The organism is Nocardia sp. CWNU-33 (assembly GCF_046764895.1).
In the GTDB taxonomy this organism is placed as follows: Bacteria; Actinomycetota; Actinomycetes; order Mycobacteriales; family Mycobacteriaceae; genus Nocardia.
Map to the genome: position 1 here is coordinate 147,950 of NZ_JBKOQN010000015.1, position 17,782 is coordinate 165,731.

At 65.3% G+C, this 17,782-nt stretch carries 14 protein-coding genes and 1 pseudogene; 9 read left to right on the forward strand and 6 right to left on the reverse strand.

The window, feature by feature from the left end; translation table 11 throughout:
• The first annotated feature begins 94 nt into the window (after positions 1–94).
• The 6 genes from ACLMAL_RS21600 (at position 95) to ACLMAL_RS21625 (ending at position 7,719) form a co-directional block, all read left to right on the forward strand.
• A complete protein-coding gene (locus ACLMAL_RS21600; RefSeq protein WP_412000728.1) occupies positions 95–3,358 on the forward strand; it encodes an AfsR/SARP family transcriptional regulator in 3,264 nt (1,087 codons plus the stop codon).
• Between the two features lie 73 nt (positions 3,359–3,431).
• A complete protein-coding gene (locus ACLMAL_RS21605; RefSeq protein WP_412000729.1) occupies positions 3,432–3,869 on the forward strand; it encodes a DUF4267 domain-containing protein in 438 nt (145 codons plus the stop codon).
• A gap of 7 nt (positions 3,870–3,876) precedes the next feature.
• Positions 3,877–4,329, forward strand: coding sequence for a DUF2871 domain-containing protein (locus ACLMAL_RS21610; RefSeq protein WP_412000730.1), 453 nt, complete (start codon positions 3,877–3,879; stop codon positions 4,327–4,329).
• On the forward strand, positions 4,326–5,789 hold the full coding sequence (locus ACLMAL_RS21615; protein ID WP_412000731.1) for an amidase: 1,464 nt from the start codon (positions 4,326–4,328) through the stop codon (positions 5,787–5,789). Before ACLMAL_RS21610 ends, ACLMAL_RS21615 begins: the two co-directional genes overlap by 4 nt.
• 54 nt (positions 5,790–5,843) lie before the next feature.
• Positions 5,844–6,203 carry an FAD-binding oxidoreductase gene (locus tag ACLMAL_RS21620; RefSeq protein WP_412000732.1) on the forward strand — a complete coding sequence of 120 codons (360 nt, stop codon included), beginning with the start codon at positions 5,844–5,846 and terminating at the stop codon, positions 6,201–6,203.
• Positions 6,204–6,237: 34 nt separating this feature from the next.
• Complete coding sequence (locus tag ACLMAL_RS21625) at positions 6,238–7,719, forward strand: NF041680 family putative transposase (protein ID WP_412000733.1); 1,482 nt, start codon at positions 6,238–6,240, stop codon at positions 7,717–7,719.
• A gap of 670 nt (positions 7,720–8,389) precedes the next feature.
• Here the strand turns inward: ACLMAL_RS21625 and ACLMAL_RS21630 are convergent.
• Entirely contained in the window at positions 8,390–9,406 is a 1,017-nt protein-coding gene (locus tag ACLMAL_RS21630) for a glycoside hydrolase family 3 N-terminal domain-containing protein (RefSeq protein ID WP_412000734.1), read from the reverse strand.
• A 143-nt stretch (positions 9,407–9,549) separates the two neighbouring features.
• Between ACLMAL_RS21630 and ACLMAL_RS21635 the strand changes: the two genes are divergently transcribed.
• Together ACLMAL_RS21635 and ACLMAL_RS21640 are read left to right on the forward strand one after the other, a co-directional pair.
• On the forward strand, positions 9,550–10,314 hold the full coding sequence (locus ACLMAL_RS21635; protein WP_412000735.1) for a DeoR/GlpR family DNA-binding transcription regulator: 765 nt from the start codon (positions 9,550–9,552) through the stop codon (positions 10,312–10,314).
• The gene (locus ACLMAL_RS21640; RefSeq protein WP_412000736.1) at positions 10,311–10,931 is read left to right on the forward strand and encodes an HAD family hydrolase; all 621 of its coding nucleotides are present in this window, start codon (positions 10,311–10,313) and stop codon (positions 10,929–10,931) included. The genes ACLMAL_RS21635 and ACLMAL_RS21640 overlap by 4 nt, the downstream gene beginning before the upstream one ends.
• A 202-nt stretch (positions 10,932–11,133) precedes the next feature.
• Here the strand turns inward: ACLMAL_RS21640 and ACLMAL_RS21645 are convergent, their stop codons facing one another.
• A complete protein-coding gene (locus ACLMAL_RS21645) occupies positions 11,134–11,412 on the reverse strand; it encodes a hypothetical protein (RefSeq protein WP_412000737.1) in 279 nt (92 codons plus the stop codon).
• A gap of 138 nt (positions 11,413–11,550) precedes the next feature.
• The gene (locus tag ACLMAL_RS21650; protein WP_412000738.1) at positions 11,551–12,117 is read right to left on the reverse strand and encodes a hypothetical protein; all 567 of its coding nucleotides are present in this window, start codon (positions 12,115–12,117) and stop codon (positions 11,551–11,553) included.
• 479 nt (positions 12,118–12,596) lie between these two features.
• Here ACLMAL_RS21650 and ACLMAL_RS21655 point away from each other — a divergent pair, with 479 nt between their 5' ends.
• A complete protein-coding gene (locus tag ACLMAL_RS21655) occupies positions 12,597–13,208 on the forward strand; it encodes a hypothetical protein (RefSeq protein ID WP_412000739.1) in 612 nt (203 codons plus the stop codon).
• A 13-nt stretch (positions 13,209–13,221) separates the two neighbouring features.
• Here ACLMAL_RS21655 and ltrA read toward each other — a convergent pair whose 3' ends face one another.
• From ltrA to ACLMAL_RS21670, 3 genes and pseudogenes are all read right to left on the reverse strand, one after another.
• Entirely contained in the window at positions 13,222–14,646 is a 1,425-nt protein-coding gene (gene ltrA / locus ACLMAL_RS21660; protein WP_412000740.1) for a group II intron reverse transcriptase/maturase, read from the reverse strand.
• Positions 14,647–15,338: 692 nt separating this feature from the next.
• Positions 15,339–15,453 (reverse strand): annotated as a pseudogene (locus ACLMAL_RS21665) (SDR family mycofactocin-dependent oxidoreductase); the annotation flags it as partial.
• A gap of 94 nt (positions 15,454–15,547) precedes the next feature.
• Positions 15,548–17,104, reverse strand: a complete 1,557-nt coding sequence (locus ACLMAL_RS21670; RefSeq protein ID WP_412000741.1) for an APC family permease — start codon at positions 17,102–17,104, stop codon at positions 15,548–15,550.
• Positions 17,105–17,782 lie beyond the last annotated feature (678 nt).

Below are 17,782 nucleotides of genomic sequence, written 5' to 3' on the forward strand. Positions count from 1 at the left end.
GGTTCGATAGCCGCAATGCGGCGAGGTCCCAGGTTCGCCCGGGTTGACGAGAGGGCCGGGCGCCACGCAGGATCGATCGTGAGATGAGCGATTCATGCTGGTAGGACTATTGGGTCCGGTGATGGTGGAGGCCGCGGACGGGACGAGGGCGTCGGTCGGGGGGCCGCGGGTACGGGCATTGCTGGGGTTGCTCGCGCTCGAAGCCGGGCGAGTTGTTCCGGTGACGCGACTGGTGGACGGGGTGTGGGGAGAGGACCCGCCGGCGGGGACAGGGAATGCGTTGCAGACCTTGGCGAGTCGGTTGCGCGCGGCGGCGCCGGGGGTGGTGCGGAGGGATGGGGGCGGGTATGTGCTCGAACTTGCGTCCGAGGACGTCGACGCGCATCTGTTCACGCGTGAGGTCGAGGCGGGGCGGACATTGCTCGCGGCCGGGGAGACAGAACGAGCCATCGCGCGCTTCGATACCGCGCTCGCGTTGTGGCGCGGGGAGCCGTTGATCGATGTGGGCGAATCGGACGTATTGCACGCTGCGGCACTGCGATTGACCGAACAGCGGCTCGAAGCGGTTGAACTGCGAGCGGACGCCTTGCGAGCCTTGGACCGAGGCAGCGAAGTATTGCGTGAGCTCCGCACGGAAGTCGCGGCACATCCGTTCCGTGAGACGCTCGCCGCGCGACTGGTGCTGGCACTGGCGGCAGCGGGGCGCACATCCGAGGCGATACAGCAGTTTCAACGCACCGAGGCCCTGCTACGGGAGGAGCTCGGCACAACACCCGCCGAGGTGCTGCGCTCGGCCCTGGCCGAACTTCACACCAACGCACCCCATGATCCCACCGTCGACGGACCTGTCTCCGAGACGACGTCCGGATCGGGTCGTACGGGAGTTGTGGCAGCATCCCGGACCACCGGGGCATCGAAGGTGTCCGCGCCACTGCTGCCCAGGCGTCGCACCAGCTTCGTCGGACGCGGACACGACGTGGACGAAGTGCGGCAGGCGTTGCGCGAGTCCCGACTGGTGACACTGTCGGGTAGCGGGGGCGTGGGTAAGACTCGGCTGGCCGCCGAGACGGTCGGGGCGCACGCCGTGGACTGGGTGGATGGCTACGCCTTCGTCGAACTGGCCGGACTCGAGCGAGAACGAGCCGGCCGACCTGCCGTGACCGCGGTCGGAGTGGCGATAGTGAACGCGCTCGCCGGGTTCGAGCGACCCGACGAACTGTGCACGGAGTGGGCCGAAGTACTGGAGCGGACGCTGTCCGGCCGCCGAATGCTGTTGGTACTCGACAACTGCGAGCATGTCGTGGAGGCGACCGCGCGCCTGATCGACGATCTATTGCAACGGCTACCCCTGCTGCGGGTCCTCACCACGAGCCGGGAGCCGATCGGCGTGGACGGCGAGCGACTGTATCCGGTCCGGACCTTGGACCTGCCCGAAGCCGACGTGGAATTCCCGGCGGCAGCCGCATCGCCCGCGGTCCGGCTGTTCCTCGACCGCGCCACCGCGGCCCTCCCGGATTTCGCGCTGTCCGAAGGCAATTCCGCGGATATCCGTGCCATCGTGCGCAGCCTGGACGGCATGCCGCTGGCCATCGAGCTGGCCGCCGCTCGCGTGCGGAGTCTGCCGCTGCCGGACCTCAGCGCGCGGCTCACCGATCGCTTCCGTTTGCTCACCAACAGCACTCGTCACGCGGTCCCGCGTCATCGCACCTTGCACGCGGCTGTCGCCTGGAGCTGGGAACTGCTCACCGATGCGGAAGCCGCAGCAGCCCGGCGTTTTTCGATTTTCGCGGGCGGCGCGACATTGGACGCCATCACCAGGGTGTGTGGTCCGGACGCCATCGACACGGTCACCTCACTGGTGACAAAGTCGCTGGTGGATTTCGACGGACAGCGCTATCGAATGGCGGAGACCATCCGAGCCTATGCGACCGCGGAATTGACCGCAGTCGGCGCGGCGGACGAGGCCGCCCGCATCCATGCCGACTGCTTCCTGGAGTTCACCGACGCCGCCGCCCCCGGATTACGCACTGCCGCACACCCCGATTGGCTTGCGCGTCTGATCGCCGAACACGCCAATTGCGAAACCGCGCTGCGGTGGGCGCTGGACGCGGGCGACGGCGAGCGCGCGGTTCGCCTGTACGGGAATCTCGTCTGGTACTGGCTGCTGCGCGGGTTGCACGGCGACATCTCCGAACGCCGCCGCGAGGTCCTCGCCCTGCTCGGCGACACACCGCCGCCGGGGTGCACCGGGGCCTACCTGGCCTGCCGGTACGGCGAGGAGCTGCTCGCGTACTTCACCAACATCTGGTGGGGCCAAATCCGGGAGAACACAGGGCAATTCGAGCGACTGACCCGTGCGGCCCTCACCGAGGATCGGCCCCCGCACCCGATGTTCGTGCTCATACTGGCGCTACGTGACCTGCTCGGCGACGACGACAGCCTGTTGACCGCCTGCACCACCTCCGACGATCCATGGCTACGTGGAAATGCGCTGATAGCACAAGGTTTCGATGAACTGGGCGGCGACCATCCGGCCCGCGCCCTGCCCACGTTGGAGGCGGCGCTGACCTGCCTGAGCGCGCACGGTGACGCCCGGTCACACAGCCGCGCCCTGATCTCCCTGGCCAGCTACCGGACCCGGATGCTCGGCCTGGACAGCGCCCGCCCGCTGATCGCGCACGCGCTGGAACTGCTCAGCGCCGACCTGGGCGCCGGTGAGCGCATCGGCGTGCTGCTCTTCGCGGCGGAGATGCACCTGGTCGGCGGCGATACCGACAGCGCGGCAACCTATCTCGACCGGGCCGAGCCCCTGATCACCCCGCACATCATCCCCGCACCTGGGCGCTTCCTGGCGGCGACGCAGGCGCACCTGGCGCACCTGCGCGGCGACAACGACCGCGCGATGGAACTGTTCCGGCGGATGTCCGAGCAGCCGCTCCCCGCCGGCCCGCCGCCCGCGGGACGCCACGATACCGTCCGCTTCGTGAACCCGGTCTTCGTGAGCACCGTGCACGCGGCGACCCTGGTCGCGGCGGGGCAGCCGGACGACGCGCTGCGAGAGCTGGCCATGCCTCGCGATCTGGCCGCCCAGACCTCGGCGGCGCTGCTGGCCGAGGTCGGTATCGGTTACGCCCTGGTCGCGCTGGCGAAGGATGCCCCGGGGCGCGCGGCCCGCATTCTCGGCGCCACCGACCGGATCAACCGCAGGGCCGGGGTGATTCGCATCGGCCCGTTCCGGCGGCGGGCGCTCGACCAGGCGGAAGCGGCGCTCGGGCCCGTGCGCCTGGGCGCGGAATTCCTCGCGGGCGCCCGGCTTCCGGACGAGGCGGTGCTCGAACTGCTGCGTACCGTTCGCTGACAACGACTGTCAGCGAACGGTACGGGCAGCACTGGATGCTCTGGACGCGTATCCCCCCGATCCAGGAGTGTTCATGTCTGTTCCCCAGAACACGGAATCAGTTGTTTCCGTGCGTAGTTCCCGCCGACCCGGCGAACGTCTCGGCACGGCCGGCGCCGTACTGGGTGCCGCGTTCATCATTGCCGTCGGCGCCGGTTATTTGCTCGCCCCACAGGCAATGGCCCCGGGGTTCGGCTTCACTGATTGGCCGCACGGTGAAGCCAACGGTTTCCTGAACGTCAAAGGCGTCCGCGATGTGGTCTCCGGCCTGATCTTGCTCGCCTTGCTCGCGGCCGGGCAGCGTCGCGCCGTCGGCGTCGCCACGCTCACCGTCGCCCTCATCCCGACCGGCGACATGCTCACCATCCTGCTGCGCCACGGTTCCACTGCCACCGCCCTGAGCGTGCACGGCCTCACCGCCGCCCTGGTGGCCGCCAGCGGCGCGCTGCTGCTACGCCGTGAAAGCCGGTGAGCGCCCGATGAAGACACTGCTCAATACCGCTCACATCTACATGATCATCGGCCTGATCTCCGGGTTCTACTACCGCGAGATCACCAAGCTCGAACATTTCACCGGGAAGTCGCAGCTCAGTGTCGTGCACACCCACCTGCTGGCGCTGGGCATGCTGTTCTTCCTCATCGTGCTGGCCTTGGAGAAGCAGTTCACGCTCAGCGCCCGGAAAAGCCTGTACGGCTGGTTCTTCCGGCTGTACAACATCGGCCTGGTCATCACCGTCACGGCCATGACGCTGCACGGCACCCTCACCGTGCTGGGCAAGAGCAGTGGTGCGGCAATCGCGCTCGTCTCGGGTGTGGGCCACATCCTCCTGACCGCCGGGCTGGTCCTGTTCTTCATCACCCTCGGCAAATCCATCGACGACAGCCGAACACCGCGCACCACAGCGGTATTCGCCGAACAGGAGGCATCGTGACCACCGGCCGGGACAGCGCGCTGTGGACGCGGGACGCGGTCTCGCTCGCTGCGCTGATCGCCGAGGGCGCCGTCACCGCGGCCCAGGTCGTCGAGGCGCATCTCGAGCGCATCGAGCAGGTCGATTCCGAAATCGGCGCGCTCACCGCGGTATTCGCCGAGACCGCGCGTGCGGAGGCGGCCGCGGCCGACCGCAGGGGGCCGACCGGGCCGCTGCACGGGGTTCCGGTCACCGTCAAGAACAACCTCGATGTCGCGGGCAGCCCGACCACCTGGGGCGTGGCGGCCCTCGGACAGGCCGTCGCGACAGCGGACGCACCCGCGGTGTCCGCACTACGGCGAGCCGGGGCGATCGTCATCGGGCGAACGAACATGCCGGACTTCGCCACTCGCTGGCACACCGACAACGACGAGGCGGGCCCGACGGTGAATCCGTGGTACCCGACCCGCAGCCCGGGCGGTTCCAGCGGCGGTGACGCCGCCGCGGTAGCGACTGGCATGACACCCCTCGGCCTGGGCACCGACTTCGGCGGTTCACTGCGGATACCCGCCGCGTTCTGCGGAGTCGCCTCGCTGCGTACCACGCCCGGCCGGGTGGCGGTGGCCTCGAGCCTGCCCGGGGCCGCACCCGCACCGACAAACCAATTGTTCGCGGCGCCAGGGCCGTTGGCGCGCAGCGTGCGCGATCTGACGACCGCCTTCGAGGTCCTCAGCGACAGCGCTGACGTGCGCGATCCCGGATGGATTCCGGTGCGTGACGCGACGGACATCGCGCTGCCCGCGGTCGCCGTCACGCTCGGTGACGATATCGATCCGCAGGTGCGGGCCGCGGTGCTCGGCTGCGCCGACGCCCTCGAACGCGCGGGATATCCGGTGGCCGAACTGGATCCGCCGCAATCGGGCGAGGTGGCGGCGGACTACGGCCGATTGGTCTCCACCGAGGTGGTGGTCCAGCGCCGCGAAGCCATGCGGCATGTCGGCAGCGCCGGATTGAACACCTTCGTGGACGCCGCGATCAACCTGTTCCCGCCGTTGGATCTGGCGGGCTACATGACCGCGCTGGGTGAGCGCCTCACCCGCCGCGCGGCCTGGTCCCGTTTCCTCGCGGAGCACCCGATCGTGCTCGGCCCGGTCTCGACCGAACTACCCTGGCCGGTCGGCTACGACCTCGGCGGCACCGCACAAGTCGCGACCATGTATGCGGCGCACCGCCTCACGATCGCCGCCAACTACCTGGCCCTGCCCGCGGTCACGGTCCCCGCGGGCGTCTCGGCCGAGGGTCTTCCCATCGGGGTCCAGTTGATCACCGCCCCATTCGCCGAACGCCGCGCGCTGACTGCCGCCGCCCATATCGAAGTGGCCTTTCCGATGCCCACACCCATCTCCCCGGCAACCGACCCGGCTACCCGGAACCCTGCCCGGGGCCACGCTCCGTCCAGTGGCTCGGGCACGACGCGGTGAACATTCCTTGTAGCGAAGGGAATCCAACTGTCACACAACACATTGCGATCCGCCGTGCGCGGACGGGTACTGCTGCCGGGTGACGAAGAGTTCGATACGGCACGGACGCCGTGGAATCTGAATATCGACCAGCCGGTCGCGGCCGTCGTGCACGTCGAAGACGCGGAGGATATGGCCGCCGTGGTCGGCTACGCACGTGACGCGGGCCTGTCGGTGACCGCTCAGCCCAATGGCCACGGCGCTTCCGGTGATACCGCCGGCACCATCCTGGTGCGCACGCGGCGGCTCGATCGAATCGAGGTGGATCCAGCGCGGCGACGTGCGCGCGTCGGTGCGGGAACCAATTGGGGCCAGGTGCAGGCGGCCGCCCTGCACGGCTTGACCGGGCTGGCCGGAGTTGTCGCTGGTCGGTGAGCATCGCCGCGGTCACGGCAGCGTGTATGCGGGGTTGGCAGACGGGCGAGTCGATGCCGATCGGCTGCGGCGCGCCCTGGTCACGGCGCCGTTGCCGCGGGCAGCCGATGGCCGGTTGGTGCTGGCGGTGGATATCACCTGCTGGCTACGCCCGGAGGCGCATACCTCACCGCAACGGATCCTGTGCCATACCTATGGTCGCGGCAAAGACCAGCATCTGATGATTCCCGGCTGGCCGTATTCGATGGTGTGCGCGCTGGAATCGGGTCGCAGTTCCTGGACCGCGCCGCTGGACGCAGTGCGCCTGGCCCCTGGTGACGACGCGGCGACCGTCACCGCTGGACAACTGCGCCAGGTCATCGCGAATCTGGTCGATGCCGGGCATTGGCAGCCCGGTGCTCCCGACATCTGGGTGGTGGCCGACGCCGGTTACGACGGACCCCGGCTGGCGTTCCTGCTGGCCGATCTGCCTGTGGCGGTGCTGGCCCGGATGCGTTCGGATCGGGTGCTGCGCCGCGCCGCCGGGCCCCGGTCGTCCGGCACCAGGGGTCGCCCGGCACGGCACGGCGACGAGTTCGTGTTCGGCGATCCGGCCACCTGGGGTGCCTCGGCGGCGGCCACCACTACCGACACACGCCTCTACGGCCCGGCCACAGCACGATCATGGAATCGGTTGCACCCCAGGCTGACTCACCGATCGGCCTGGGTCCGCGAGACCGGCTGGCTGCCGGTGATCGAGGGGACCGTGATCCGCCTCGAGGTGGCCCGCCTACCCAGCGGAGCTATTCCAAAGCCTGTGTGGCTGTGGCACTCTCGTGTCGATCTCGATGCTGCCGAGGTCGACCTGCGGTGGCAGGCGTTTCTGCGCCGATTCGACATCGAGCACACCTTCCGCATGCTCAAACAGACCCTCGGCTGGACCTCCCCGAAGATCCGCGACCCAGAAGCGGCCGACCGATGGACCTGGCTACTGCTGGCCGTCTACACCCAGCTGCGTCTTGCCAGAGGCATGACCACGGACCTGCGGCGCCACTGGGAGAAACCCGTGGTGGCACAACGACTTACACCTGCCAGGGTCCGGCGAGGTTTTCGGCACCTGCGCACGCAAACCGCCTGTCCGGCCAGTGCGCCGAAACCCTCCCACCCAGGACCGGGACGACCAACAGGCCGTCGCAACCAGCATCCGACCCCCCCGCTACAACGTGCACATCGCGACACCCAGCAGGACACAAGCAACGAAATCCGCTACCCCACGACCCCGCCGCACAGGTTTAAAGACAAGCCGGCAGCGCCACCCACAACTCCGGGCCGGTCCAGCGAACTGCAGGATCTCCACGATCCGTGTCGACATCACACCATGTACTCGCAGCGCCGTCCCCGACCTCGAGATACGCAGGTCGAGGGACGTCGCCCGAACTCCGAGCCACGCGCCCGCCGGAATTACGTGAAGGAGACGTGTCCTGGAACACCCTCGGCAAGCCGCCGATACGAACCGCCACCCGTGCACGAACGCTGACCGATGTCACTGACTGCGCCGAATAGAGCTGGGCCACTGCCCAATTCATCGGATCGCCTCGTAATACGCCATTATCGGACACGACCGATGACGCGTCCGTGTACCGCACCGGATCGCTGGTTATGGGCACCGCCGGGCGAATCGGCATAGATGGCACCTCCGGTGGCATCGACGTCGACACCATCACGGCCACATGGGATCTGCGCTTCCACGACCGCGAGCCGACGATGCACCACTTCCCTTCGGACTGGATGCACACCACGAGGTTGCCGCGCACCCAAATCCACCAGCGCGATCCCCGCGCTACGGCTGAGCGGCTCATTCTCCACCGGCGAGTCCTCGGTGGACGTGGCCGGATGGCTGGGATCGGTCGGCCACAACTGGGGAACTCAACATGCCCAGCACCGGATCTGGCTGCACAGTAGCAGTTTTCGAGAAAACCAAGCCATCTGGCTCGACATTGTGATCAGCCGCGTCCGGCTCGGTCCGATCACCACACCCTGACATCCTTCGGCTGGTTGTCGAGCAGCAATCGCTCATCAGGCGAAGACCCCGTACCGGGAGGTGCTGGTCCTCACGGGAGGCGCCAAGCACCATCCAAAAGGCGCGCAGCTCGCGGCAGGGCTGGCGCCGCGAGCACCGTGTCCCCTTACAGACGGTGTGTGGCGCATCAGTTTCGGCCGGAACCGGCCAAGTCGGCGGTGTGCCGTACGCGTTCGGCCGCCTGAGCCAACCGGATGCCGAACGCCGGATCGAGTTGGGCTTGCCGAGCGATGTCGTGAGCGATCTCGATGAGTTCGGGTCCGCCGGGCAGAAGTAGAAGGTCTGCCCCAGCTTCGAGGCTTGCCAGCACTGTGTCGAGAAGCGAGCGCCCGCGGGTTGTGCTGGGAGTGTCGAGGTCGTCGGTCACGATGAGACCTTGGAAACCAAGGTCGCGGCGAAGTATTCCGACGGTCTTGGCGGACGTCGACGCAGGTTCATCCGGATCGATCGCGTTCACGACGACCGGCCCAGTCATGATTGCACGAACTCCGGCCGCGATGACCTTGCCGAATGGCAGTAGGTCGGCATCGACCGTGTGCTGGTTGTCCAGCACTGTATCGCGCAGGGCGGGGTCGTCGGCGAGTTCGGGGTGGCCGGGAAAGTGTTTGGCGACCGCGATCACGCCCGCGCCCTGCACACCGGTGACGAACGCGGCGGCGATACGCCCCGCCTGTTCGTGCCCGCAGTCAAGGGTTCGCCCTTCCAGCCACGGGTTGGCACCGCTGAGCACATCGAGGACCGGCGAAAGGAACATATTCACGCCCAGCCGCCGCGCGGCGGCACCCACGGCCGCCGCCGATGCGGAGATCTCCTCATCCGAGAGGTTCGCCAGCGCGTCCTTGTCCGGAAACGCAGGTACTAGACCGTGCAGTCGTGCGATCCCCCATGGCTCCTGATCGACCGCGAGAAGCGGCAGTCCGTCAGTGCTACGTTCGACGTCCGCGGCGAAAGCAGTGAAGGTTTCGACCGATTCGCGGTCGTGCCGATCGGCTGACATCGCGCGGGCCACATACTCATCGCGACTCTCGCCAACCAGAACCGAACGTGTCCCCTGCTCCAACAGGCGCCGCAGCCAGGGATCAACCTCGAAATCTGACACTACCGGTAGCAGGACAGCGTGCGCGTCACGCTCGAACTCAGTCACGATCGACCTCTTCCCATTCAACGCGAAGCGGGGCGGCAGTTGCCACCCAGCCCGCTGCGGTATCTCGATGTAAGCAATGCTATCGAACAGACTCTACTTTCGTAAGATTGATTTTCGAACACAATTGATGTTCTATCGAAGGTATGGCGAGTACGAATCGACTGAGGCAGATCACTGAGGCCGTGCGCAAGGCAGGCCAAATCGGGGTCGCGGAGCTGGCCGGACTCACCGGCGCGTCAGAGATGACCATCCGCCGCGACCTCGAGACTTTGGCCGGTCAAGGTGTCCTCGAGCGCTATCGCGGTGGGGCGAAAAGCCTGCTGTTACACGGCGACGAACCCCCTTTCGCCCTGCGGGCACAGGAAGGGCTGAACGTCAAGCGGCGCATCGCCGCCGAGGTCGCCGGGCTGATCGCCGAGGGCGAGTCCGTCGTCCTCGACAGCGGCACCACCTGTCTGGAGGTTGCCCGCGCGCTCGAGCACCGTCGCCTGACCGTGATGCCGCTGTCGTTGCATGCGGTGAACGCGCTGACTGGGTTACCTCTGTTAACGCTGCTGGTGCCCGGAGGCAAGCCGCGGCCGGGCGAGCTGGCGCTGACCGGCCCGCTGACCGTCGCGTCACTGGCGGCGCTACGGTTCGACACCGCGGTTATCGGATGTTGTGGGCTGACCGCGGCAGACGGCCTGACCGCCTACGACCTGGACGATGCCGCGGTCAAGCGCGCCGCGATCGCCTCGGCCCGCCGTGTCATCGCTGTCGCGGAGGCCGCCAAGCTCTCTCGCACCGCCCTGGCCTTCGTCGCGCCAGCATCCGCTATGCATGCCGTGGTCACCGACGAGACCGCCGGGGAAGATCAGATCGACGCACTGGCGGAAGCCGGCGTCGTCGTACGGAAGGTGACTCTATGACCGGCACCGTGCTCTTCGACCTGTTCGGTGTCATTGCACACCACCAGTCTCTCGAAGGGAAGAACCGGTTGGCCCATACGGCCGACGCGACCGGCCCGGCCTTCTGGGACGCCTACTGGGCGCTACGCCCGCCGTATGACCGGGGAGAGGTGACCGGCCCCGGCTACTGGCGTCAGGTGGCCGACCATCTTGGCACCCGTTTCGATGACCGTCGGATCGCTGAACTCATCGCGGCAGACGTTGCCAGCTGGAGCGGAGTCGACGACACCATGATCGCCTTGCTCGGCGAACTCGCGGTAGCCGATCGCCGGATCGCGCTGTTATCCAACATCCCCGAGGAATTGGCTGCCCATTACGAGGAAAATCACAGCTGGTTCCGGCACTTCCACTTACACGCCTTCTCCTGCCGCATCGGCCACGCTAAACCCGAGCCGGACGCCTACCTGTGGTGCCAGAACGCCCTGCGCGAGGAGCCCGCTCGCATCCTGTTCGTCGACGACCGTCAAGACAACATTCGCGGCGCCGAGGCAATCGGTATGCACGGCCACCTCTTCACCACCCCCGCTCGGCTGAGAGAACGCCTCGCCCAGTGGTACGCCAGCCCGCTGGCATCATGAGCATGTGAGCTTGCCTTCGGCCACCAGTGACACTCCTGCTCGGCGGTTGCTGGCGGCCGCCTAGATGCTTACGAGATGCTCGAATACGGACTCTAGGTGGCTGGTGTCGAACGGCTGCCGGGGCGGCCGGAGTCGGTGTGGCGCCCGCTGATGCGCGGCGACTCGAGGGCTACGGTGACGTAGTGCGTCGGTTTCTGACAGTTCATGCGCACGGTCGGCTCCTGGGATCATCAATATCGGTGCGCATTTCAGCCCTTGCTCTCGCCCGCATCAAATCTATGTTCTCGCACCGTCGCTCATGCAGGTCGCACATCATTCTCCAGAATTCGGCGGCAGTGCAGCTCCACTTCTCTTCCAGCGCCGCCGCTTGCAATGCGGGTTTCTCCCTTTCGACTTCGTTTTCGGCGTGTGCGGCGCGGTCGATCAGTTCAGTCCACCGCTTGAAATCCTGATGCAGCTCGTAGTCGACTTTCCGATACATTTCTATCTCCTTGATATCTATCTATCTATCTATCTATCTATCTATTCGAACCTCTTGATGTGCTCTTCAGATGGCCGGCTCGGCGTGTTGCATATCGCGCCGATCGGTCTATCGCGTCGGCGACCGCTTGTAACTCAGTCACGTATTCGACGTGACGTTCCGCTTCCGTTCATACCCGATGTCACCAGCTGCGCTCCAAATTCCGCTCGAACCCAACGGCAGTTGGAGGTGCCGAGTCCGTATTTCGTTCACCATTTCTGCGTAACCTTCACGTGCCTCAGCCAGGTGGAACCAGGCATGATGCCGCGTTTCGGTGTCTGCCGAGTGCAGCACTATCCACCACGCCTCGGCGTAGGTTTTAGCGATGTGGCTGATCACTTCCCCTAGCGAGTGCGTGTGTTTGCGCGCGCTTTTCGTGCGCGGCACATGGCGGGCCGCCCAAGCATCGATCTCACCCACAACTCGATCAATTTCTGCACGAACCGGCTCGCAGGCGAGCTGCGGCGCCTGGTCGATCCGGAACGGAATTGACTCCGCGTGCATATCGCTGAGTTCTCGCGCCCACCGAACGAGGGGTACGGTACTGGTACAGCGACCCGAGATCGCTTGAAGTAGGTGTGCGGGCTCCAATAACGGCATCGCCCTCGTCGACGAGGATTCGCCGACCGGCTGCTCTCTTGTTGATGTGTATCCGTTCAGATACATCACTCACCGCCTAAACAAGTCGTCTCCTTGACGGCGACGCGTTCCGCGATCATTCCGATCGCCGTGGAACACTGGGATCTCTATCGAGGCCCGCAGTTGCGGTTCGTGACCTCATCGCCAGGCTGTCATTGCGTTGGGGGGACGTCGAGGCTGCGTCGTTGCGACCTGTCCGGAAGGCTGCGTCGTTGCAGCGGTCCGGACAATTCGGCGTCCTAGGTGCACTCATCGTTGAGTGGCGCTAGTCACAGTCTGTTACGCGGATGCGCGGGGGGTAATAGGCAAGGTGAGCAGGCCAAGCGACGCCTCATGCATATGTTGCGCAGGGGGGTATCTGCCGAAGCTCTTCACTCGAATTGATGCGGCACCGGGTAACTGCCGCGCGCCGACTGAGCTTGTCGTTAACCTCTAGCCCTCGGCGGTCGTCAAAATTGTTGCTGCTGCGCATATTCCGGTGATGGTGACTGGCGTGTCGTCGTGACATGGGACGGCCACCGTTTCATGATCTCGAGTTCCTACCACAGATCCTGAAGATGAAGACGGTGGCCGTGGCCCAGATTGTGCCCGATGCGGCTGGTTCGGGCGAGCGGACACAGTCGTCGGTGCCGGATTGCCTTGCCGGGTTTCGTTGTTCGTTCTACGACAGCCTCGCGGAGCGTCCGGATGTGCTGTTCGAGCTGGCCGATGCGGTGTTATGCGCTGAGGGGCCGGTGACTACGCTGGTCGGGCTGTCACTGACGCCGGAGTATCGCCGCAGCCATGGTGGGCTCTACCACGGTCTCGCCGCCGGCGAGATCCGCATCGAGCGGCTGTGCCGGCCCTCGGTCGGTCTCGATCCCGATCGGCACCTCCGACAGCTCGGCGTCCTCGCCATGAAAGTCGGCAACGATCTTGTGAACTTGGCGATTCCGGCGCGCCTTCTGGCAGCTTGGCCCGTGTCCTGGTCCGCCCGTCAGGGTCCATCACCGCGATGTCGTGGTGGGGTCGACGTGGAGCGCGGTGCCGGGATTGCTCCCGGTCCGTTTCTCCACGCCGCCCTCCCGAACCGGACGTGCGAGTTGTCCCCGCATCCGGCTCTCCACAAATCTCGTTGAGCTGTCGTTTATCTCACCGTGTGCTGGGCCATGGCGAGGGGATTGTCGTGCCCCGTGGTCGGTAGCGCGTCGTGACCACCGAGCCGGGATTGAACAGCACGACTTCTCGATCGTGTGGCCACCATCCGCCGTCGCAGAAGCGGCGGCGAAGCTCCTTCCATCCTGCGTTGGGATACTTGCGCCGCAGCCATCCGAATACCTGTCGCCAGACGATCATGCGCAGATATTGGAAGGCGCGGGCCGATACTCCGGGACGGAAGTAGGCGGTCCAGCCCCGCAGCACTTGGTTGAGCTTGTGCAGCAGGACTGCCAGCGACAGGCTGACGTTCATTCGGCAGATCGTCTTCGTCTTGGCCTTGATGGATCGGAGCGCCTTCTTAGCCGGGTAGTTGTAGACGAAATGCATTGTCGTGCCTCGCTTTCGGTGGCGCTGGATGCGCCAGCCGAGAAAGTCGAGACCCTCGTCGATGTGGGTGATCAGAGTCTTCTCCGGCGACAGCTGCAAGCCGACGGTGGACAAGATCTCCGAGACTTCGGGAAGCAGTGCCTCCGCTCGGGTGCCCGAGACCAGGATGACGAAGTCGTCCGCGTACCGGATCAGCCGGTAGTTGGGCAACCCCTTCTGGCGTCGGGTGAACCGTCGCTTCGGGCTGGTCTGCGGGCCGCCCTCGATTCTGGTGAAGTGCTCGTCCAGAACCGACAGGGCCACGTTGGCCAGCAGCGGAGACAGGATCCCGCCCTGCGGGGTGCCGGTGACGGTTTCCTTGGATGTGCCGACCTCGGTGAGGATGCCGGCCTTCAGGAACGCCTTCACCAGCGCGAGCACTCGCTTGTCGCCGATTCGAGCCCGCACCCGGTCCAGCAGGGCCGAATGCGAGATCTCGTCGAAGCATGCCTCGATGTCGCCTTCGAGCACCCATTCGTAGGTCTTGGATGCCAGGAAGCGCGTCTCGGCCATCGCGTCGTGCGCACGCCGGTTCGGTCTGAAGCCGTAGGAGCACGGAGCGAAGTCCGCCTCGAATATCGGCTCCAGCACCAGCTTCAAGGATGCTTGGACCACCCGATCGGCCACGGTCGGAATGCCCAGGCGACGCCGCTTGCGCGACCCCGGCTTGAGAATCATCCGTTCTCGGACCGGTGTCGGGTGAAAACTGCGGGCCTTCAACTGATCCCGCAGCTCGACGAGGAACTGGTCCTCGCCGATCCTGTCCCGGACGAAGGCGGCGGTCATGCCGTCGACTCCGGCCGAGCGCGCGCCCTTGTTCCCCGCAACCCTCTCCCAGGCCATCAGCAGAAAGCTGGGATCGGTGACGAGGTTGAACAGATCGTCGAACCGACGATGAGGATCGTCGTTCGCCCAACGATGCAGCTTGGTCTGAATCTCCAGTACCCGCCGCTCAGCACGAATCGCGTTGAGCGACAGCTCACTTGTATTCACGAGTGCCCTCCTGGTCTTCCAATACTTCCGCTGCTGATTTGCTGGCTCCCTTCGCCATGTGATCGGCTTTCCCGATCTCGGGCTACTACGGAGCCTCCGCCCCGTTCGCTGTCGTCAGCCGACGACGGGCCTGTCCCCGGTTCGTGCTGGCTGCACGAGACAGGGACGACATCGAACGGTTCCCACGTTCACTCGAGAGTCGATCGACGGATTAGGCGCCCAGCTCTACCCCTGCGGCATCGCCACGGTTACGCCGCAGGCATTCACCGTGGCCTCCTGACGGCTTGTCACATCCCCGCCAAGAGTTCCCCGACGTCCATCAGCGTCGGGTGCGCACCGCGACCAGCCCATATCTGCCAGATTTGAGCTGGAGGGCCGTTAAGGGGCGTCAAGCACTGGTTTCTCGCGTACACCTTTCCGTCTTGCTGACCGGACCCGCGCCATCTGGCAGTGCTGGCACGTCCCGGCGTTGTCAGGACTGCTCCCAACCTCACCGGCGTCTCCCGGATCAGGCTGTCCTCAGCTTCATCCGGCCGCTGCGACGGCCGGATGGCGAAGGTCTCTCACCTCCGCTCGACTTCAAGCGCCTCGTGGCGCACATGGCCTTCCGCCCAGTCGTCGCCGATGAACAGCAAGCCGTTTCTCCGTCCTGTCGCGTGGACTGACCACGACAGTCATGCGGGAGAATCGTCGAGATCCAAGCCGATGACGGCGGCGCCTTCACGGGCCAGAGTCAGGGCGTGGTTGCGGCCCTGCCCCACGCGCGATTCCGGTGAGTAACGCGACCTTGCCGTCCAGTGTTCCCATTGCTGTCTGCTGAGAGTTGCTGACCGTGGCGGATACCCCGCCGGTCCAGCGTCCGAGGCGACCTTCGTGCCGGACCGGCGGGTTTTCCAAAGGACTAGTCGGAGGAAGCTGCTGGAGTGCGGTCAGCGATGTCCTGGAGGTCACGCTGGCTGTGGTGGGCCCGCAGCACCTCGGCGATTTCGATGGCATCGCCTTCGGGTGCGATGGACTTCGTGTAGGGCTTGGCGACGACCATGTAGATCAACCCAACCGCGGCCACGATGAGGAATCCGATGAGCGCAATCCATCTGTCATAGAACGCCAGGCTGGTGTCTCCGTTGGGGCGTGCCAGCACAATCATCGACGCCACGCCGTAGATCAGGGCGCCGATTCCGACCGGCCAGCCCCACCGGCCCAGCGACCACCGGCCCGCTGGTTTCCAGCCCTTGAATCGCGCACGCAGGGAAGCGAACACAACCATCTGGAAGGCGAAGTAGCCCGCGAGGATCTGGAAGGAGGCGACCCGAAACAGTGCGTCGGGCAGGAAGTACAGCAACACGAACAGTGCGATCGGCAGCACGGTGAAGGCGATCAGCGCGTTGACTGGGACCTTGCGTGCGGAGATCTGCTTGAAGATGTGGCTTCCGGGGAACATGTCGTCGCGGGCGAAGGAGAAGACCAACCGGCTGCCTGCTGCCTGCTGACCCATCACGCAGGCCAGGAAGGACGTCAAGGCGATCAGCAGGAAGATCTTGGTGCCGACAGTCCCGAAGGTGTCGGTCAGGATGGCCATCACGGGGTTGGCCACTTCACCGTCGACGATTTCCTGCAGGTTCGGGGCGGCGAGGATGTATCCGACGAAGCCGAACAGTGCAGCGGCGCCGCCGAGAATTACGGTCAGCATCATCGATCGCGGGATCGTGCGGCTGGGGTCGGGTGTTTCTTCAGCGACTTCTCCGCATGCTTCGAATCCGTAGAACAGAACCAGGCCGATGACCGCCGCGGTGACGAAAGCACTCAGGTAGTCGCCATGCCCGGTACCCATGGTGTCGAACAGCACCGAGATGGAGTTCTTGCGGTGGAAGACCAGCAGATACAGTCCGACCGCGATGATGCCGGCGAGCTCGGCGGCCAGGCCGATCCGGGCAATAGTGGCAAGGGTCTTACTACCGGTAATGTTCAATAGCAGCGACAGCACCGTGACCACGATGGCCACGACCAGCTTCTCGCCAGGGGTGGAGGCAAGGTTGGCGTCGGAGCGAAACAGGCCGAGCACGAAGTCGGCGGAGAACATCGCGGTGGTCGTCACGCCAACAAACACTCCCACAATGTAGATCCAGGACATGATCCACGCGTAGCAGCCATTCCACAATCGGCGCGCCCATTGATACAGGCCACCCGCGATCGGGAACTGCGACACGATCTCACCGAATACCATCGCCACCAGCAGCTGCCCGAACGCGGCGATGACCAGCCACAGGATCGACGGGGGGCCAGCCGTCGTCAGCGCCTGGGCGAACATCGACAAGATCCCCACCATGGGCGACAGGTACAAAAAGCCCAGCGCGAAATTCGCCCACATATTGATCTTGCGATCGAAGCTCTCCTCGTAGCCGAGCACACGCAGATGAGCATCGTCAGCGGAAAGCTGTTTGCCCGGGTCGTCATTCATAATTGACATCCTTCTCTTTCAACAGTGGATCGCAGATCGAGTTGCAAGACCATGAGCGAACGCCCGACTACCGACCGCGCGTGATGTCCTCACACGCCTCGGCGACCTCGATGCGCTACGTGTCCCACCCGTTGAAGAGAAGGAGTAGATCATTCACGAGCCTTGGAATCCGAAGCCGTCGGAGGCTGGAACCGGGTACTGTCCCGCCACCGACTGCCCTACTGTGACTGTTGCCACAGGATGAGTGTGATCTTCCGGCAAACCCGAGCGAAGACACATCGTGTGCAGGATTGCAGGAGTCAATTTCACCGTCTGGCCAGAAGGTTTCGGCCATGTTATCGACCGTAGTCGGCCGGTGAAGTATGTGCTTGTGAACCATCGAACACAATCGGAATTCGTAACTGGTCAGGTTATGCGGGCAGCCCTGGTCGTCCCTCGACGAACATGACGAGGGTTTTCGAAGGTTCGCTGGCCGTGTTTGGCCGCGGTGGATAAGTAGCCTCGTATCGTGCAGAACTGTTGTGCGCCGGTGAGTGTGCCTATTGGCGAAGGGGACTGCTGCACGACCAGGTGACAGGTTCGATCACGCGGCCTGACTGGCCGGTGGGGTCATGATCGTCTCGTATTCGATTGGCGTCAAACGACCGAGAGCGGTCTGCCGTCGGCGGCGGTGGTAGG

What these genes read in the sequence shown, in the direction of transcription:
- ACLMAL_RS21600 (WP_412000728.1), top strand. Translation starts at nt 95, where the DNA reads ATGCTGGTAGGACTATTGGGTCCGGTGATGGTGGAGGCCGCGGACGGG.
- ACLMAL_RS21605 (WP_412000729.1), top strand. Translation starts at nt 3,432, where the DNA reads ATGTCTGTTCCCCAGAACACGGAATCAGTTGTTTCCGTGCGTAGTTCC.
- ACLMAL_RS21610 (WP_412000730.1), top strand. Translation starts at nt 3,877, where the DNA reads ATGAAGACACTGCTCAATACCGCTCACATCTACATGATCATCGGCCTG.
- ACLMAL_RS21635 (WP_412000735.1), top strand. Translation starts at nt 9,550, where the DNA reads ATGGCGAGTACGAATCGACTGAGGCAGATCACTGAGGCCGTGCGCAAG.
- ACLMAL_RS21640 (WP_412000736.1), top strand. Translation starts at nt 10,311, where the DNA reads ATGACCGGCACCGTGCTCTTCGACCTGTTCGGTGTCATTGCACACCAC.
- ACLMAL_RS21645 (WP_412000737.1), bottom strand. Translation starts at nt 11,412, where the DNA reads ATGTATCGGAAAGTCGACTACGAGCTGCATCAGGATTTCAAGCGGTGG.
- ACLMAL_RS21650 (WP_412000738.1), bottom strand. Translation starts at nt 12,117, where the DNA reads ATGTATCTGAACGGATACACATCAACAAGAGAGCAGCCGGTCGGCGAA.
- ACLMAL_RS21655 (WP_412000739.1), top strand. Translation starts at nt 12,597, where the DNA reads ATGGGACGGCCACCGTTTCATGATCTCGAGTTCCTACCACAGATCCTG.
- ACLMAL_RS21670 (WP_412000741.1), bottom strand. Translation starts at nt 17,104, where the DNA reads ATGAATGACGACCCGGGCAAACAGCTTTCCGCTGACGATGCTCATCTG.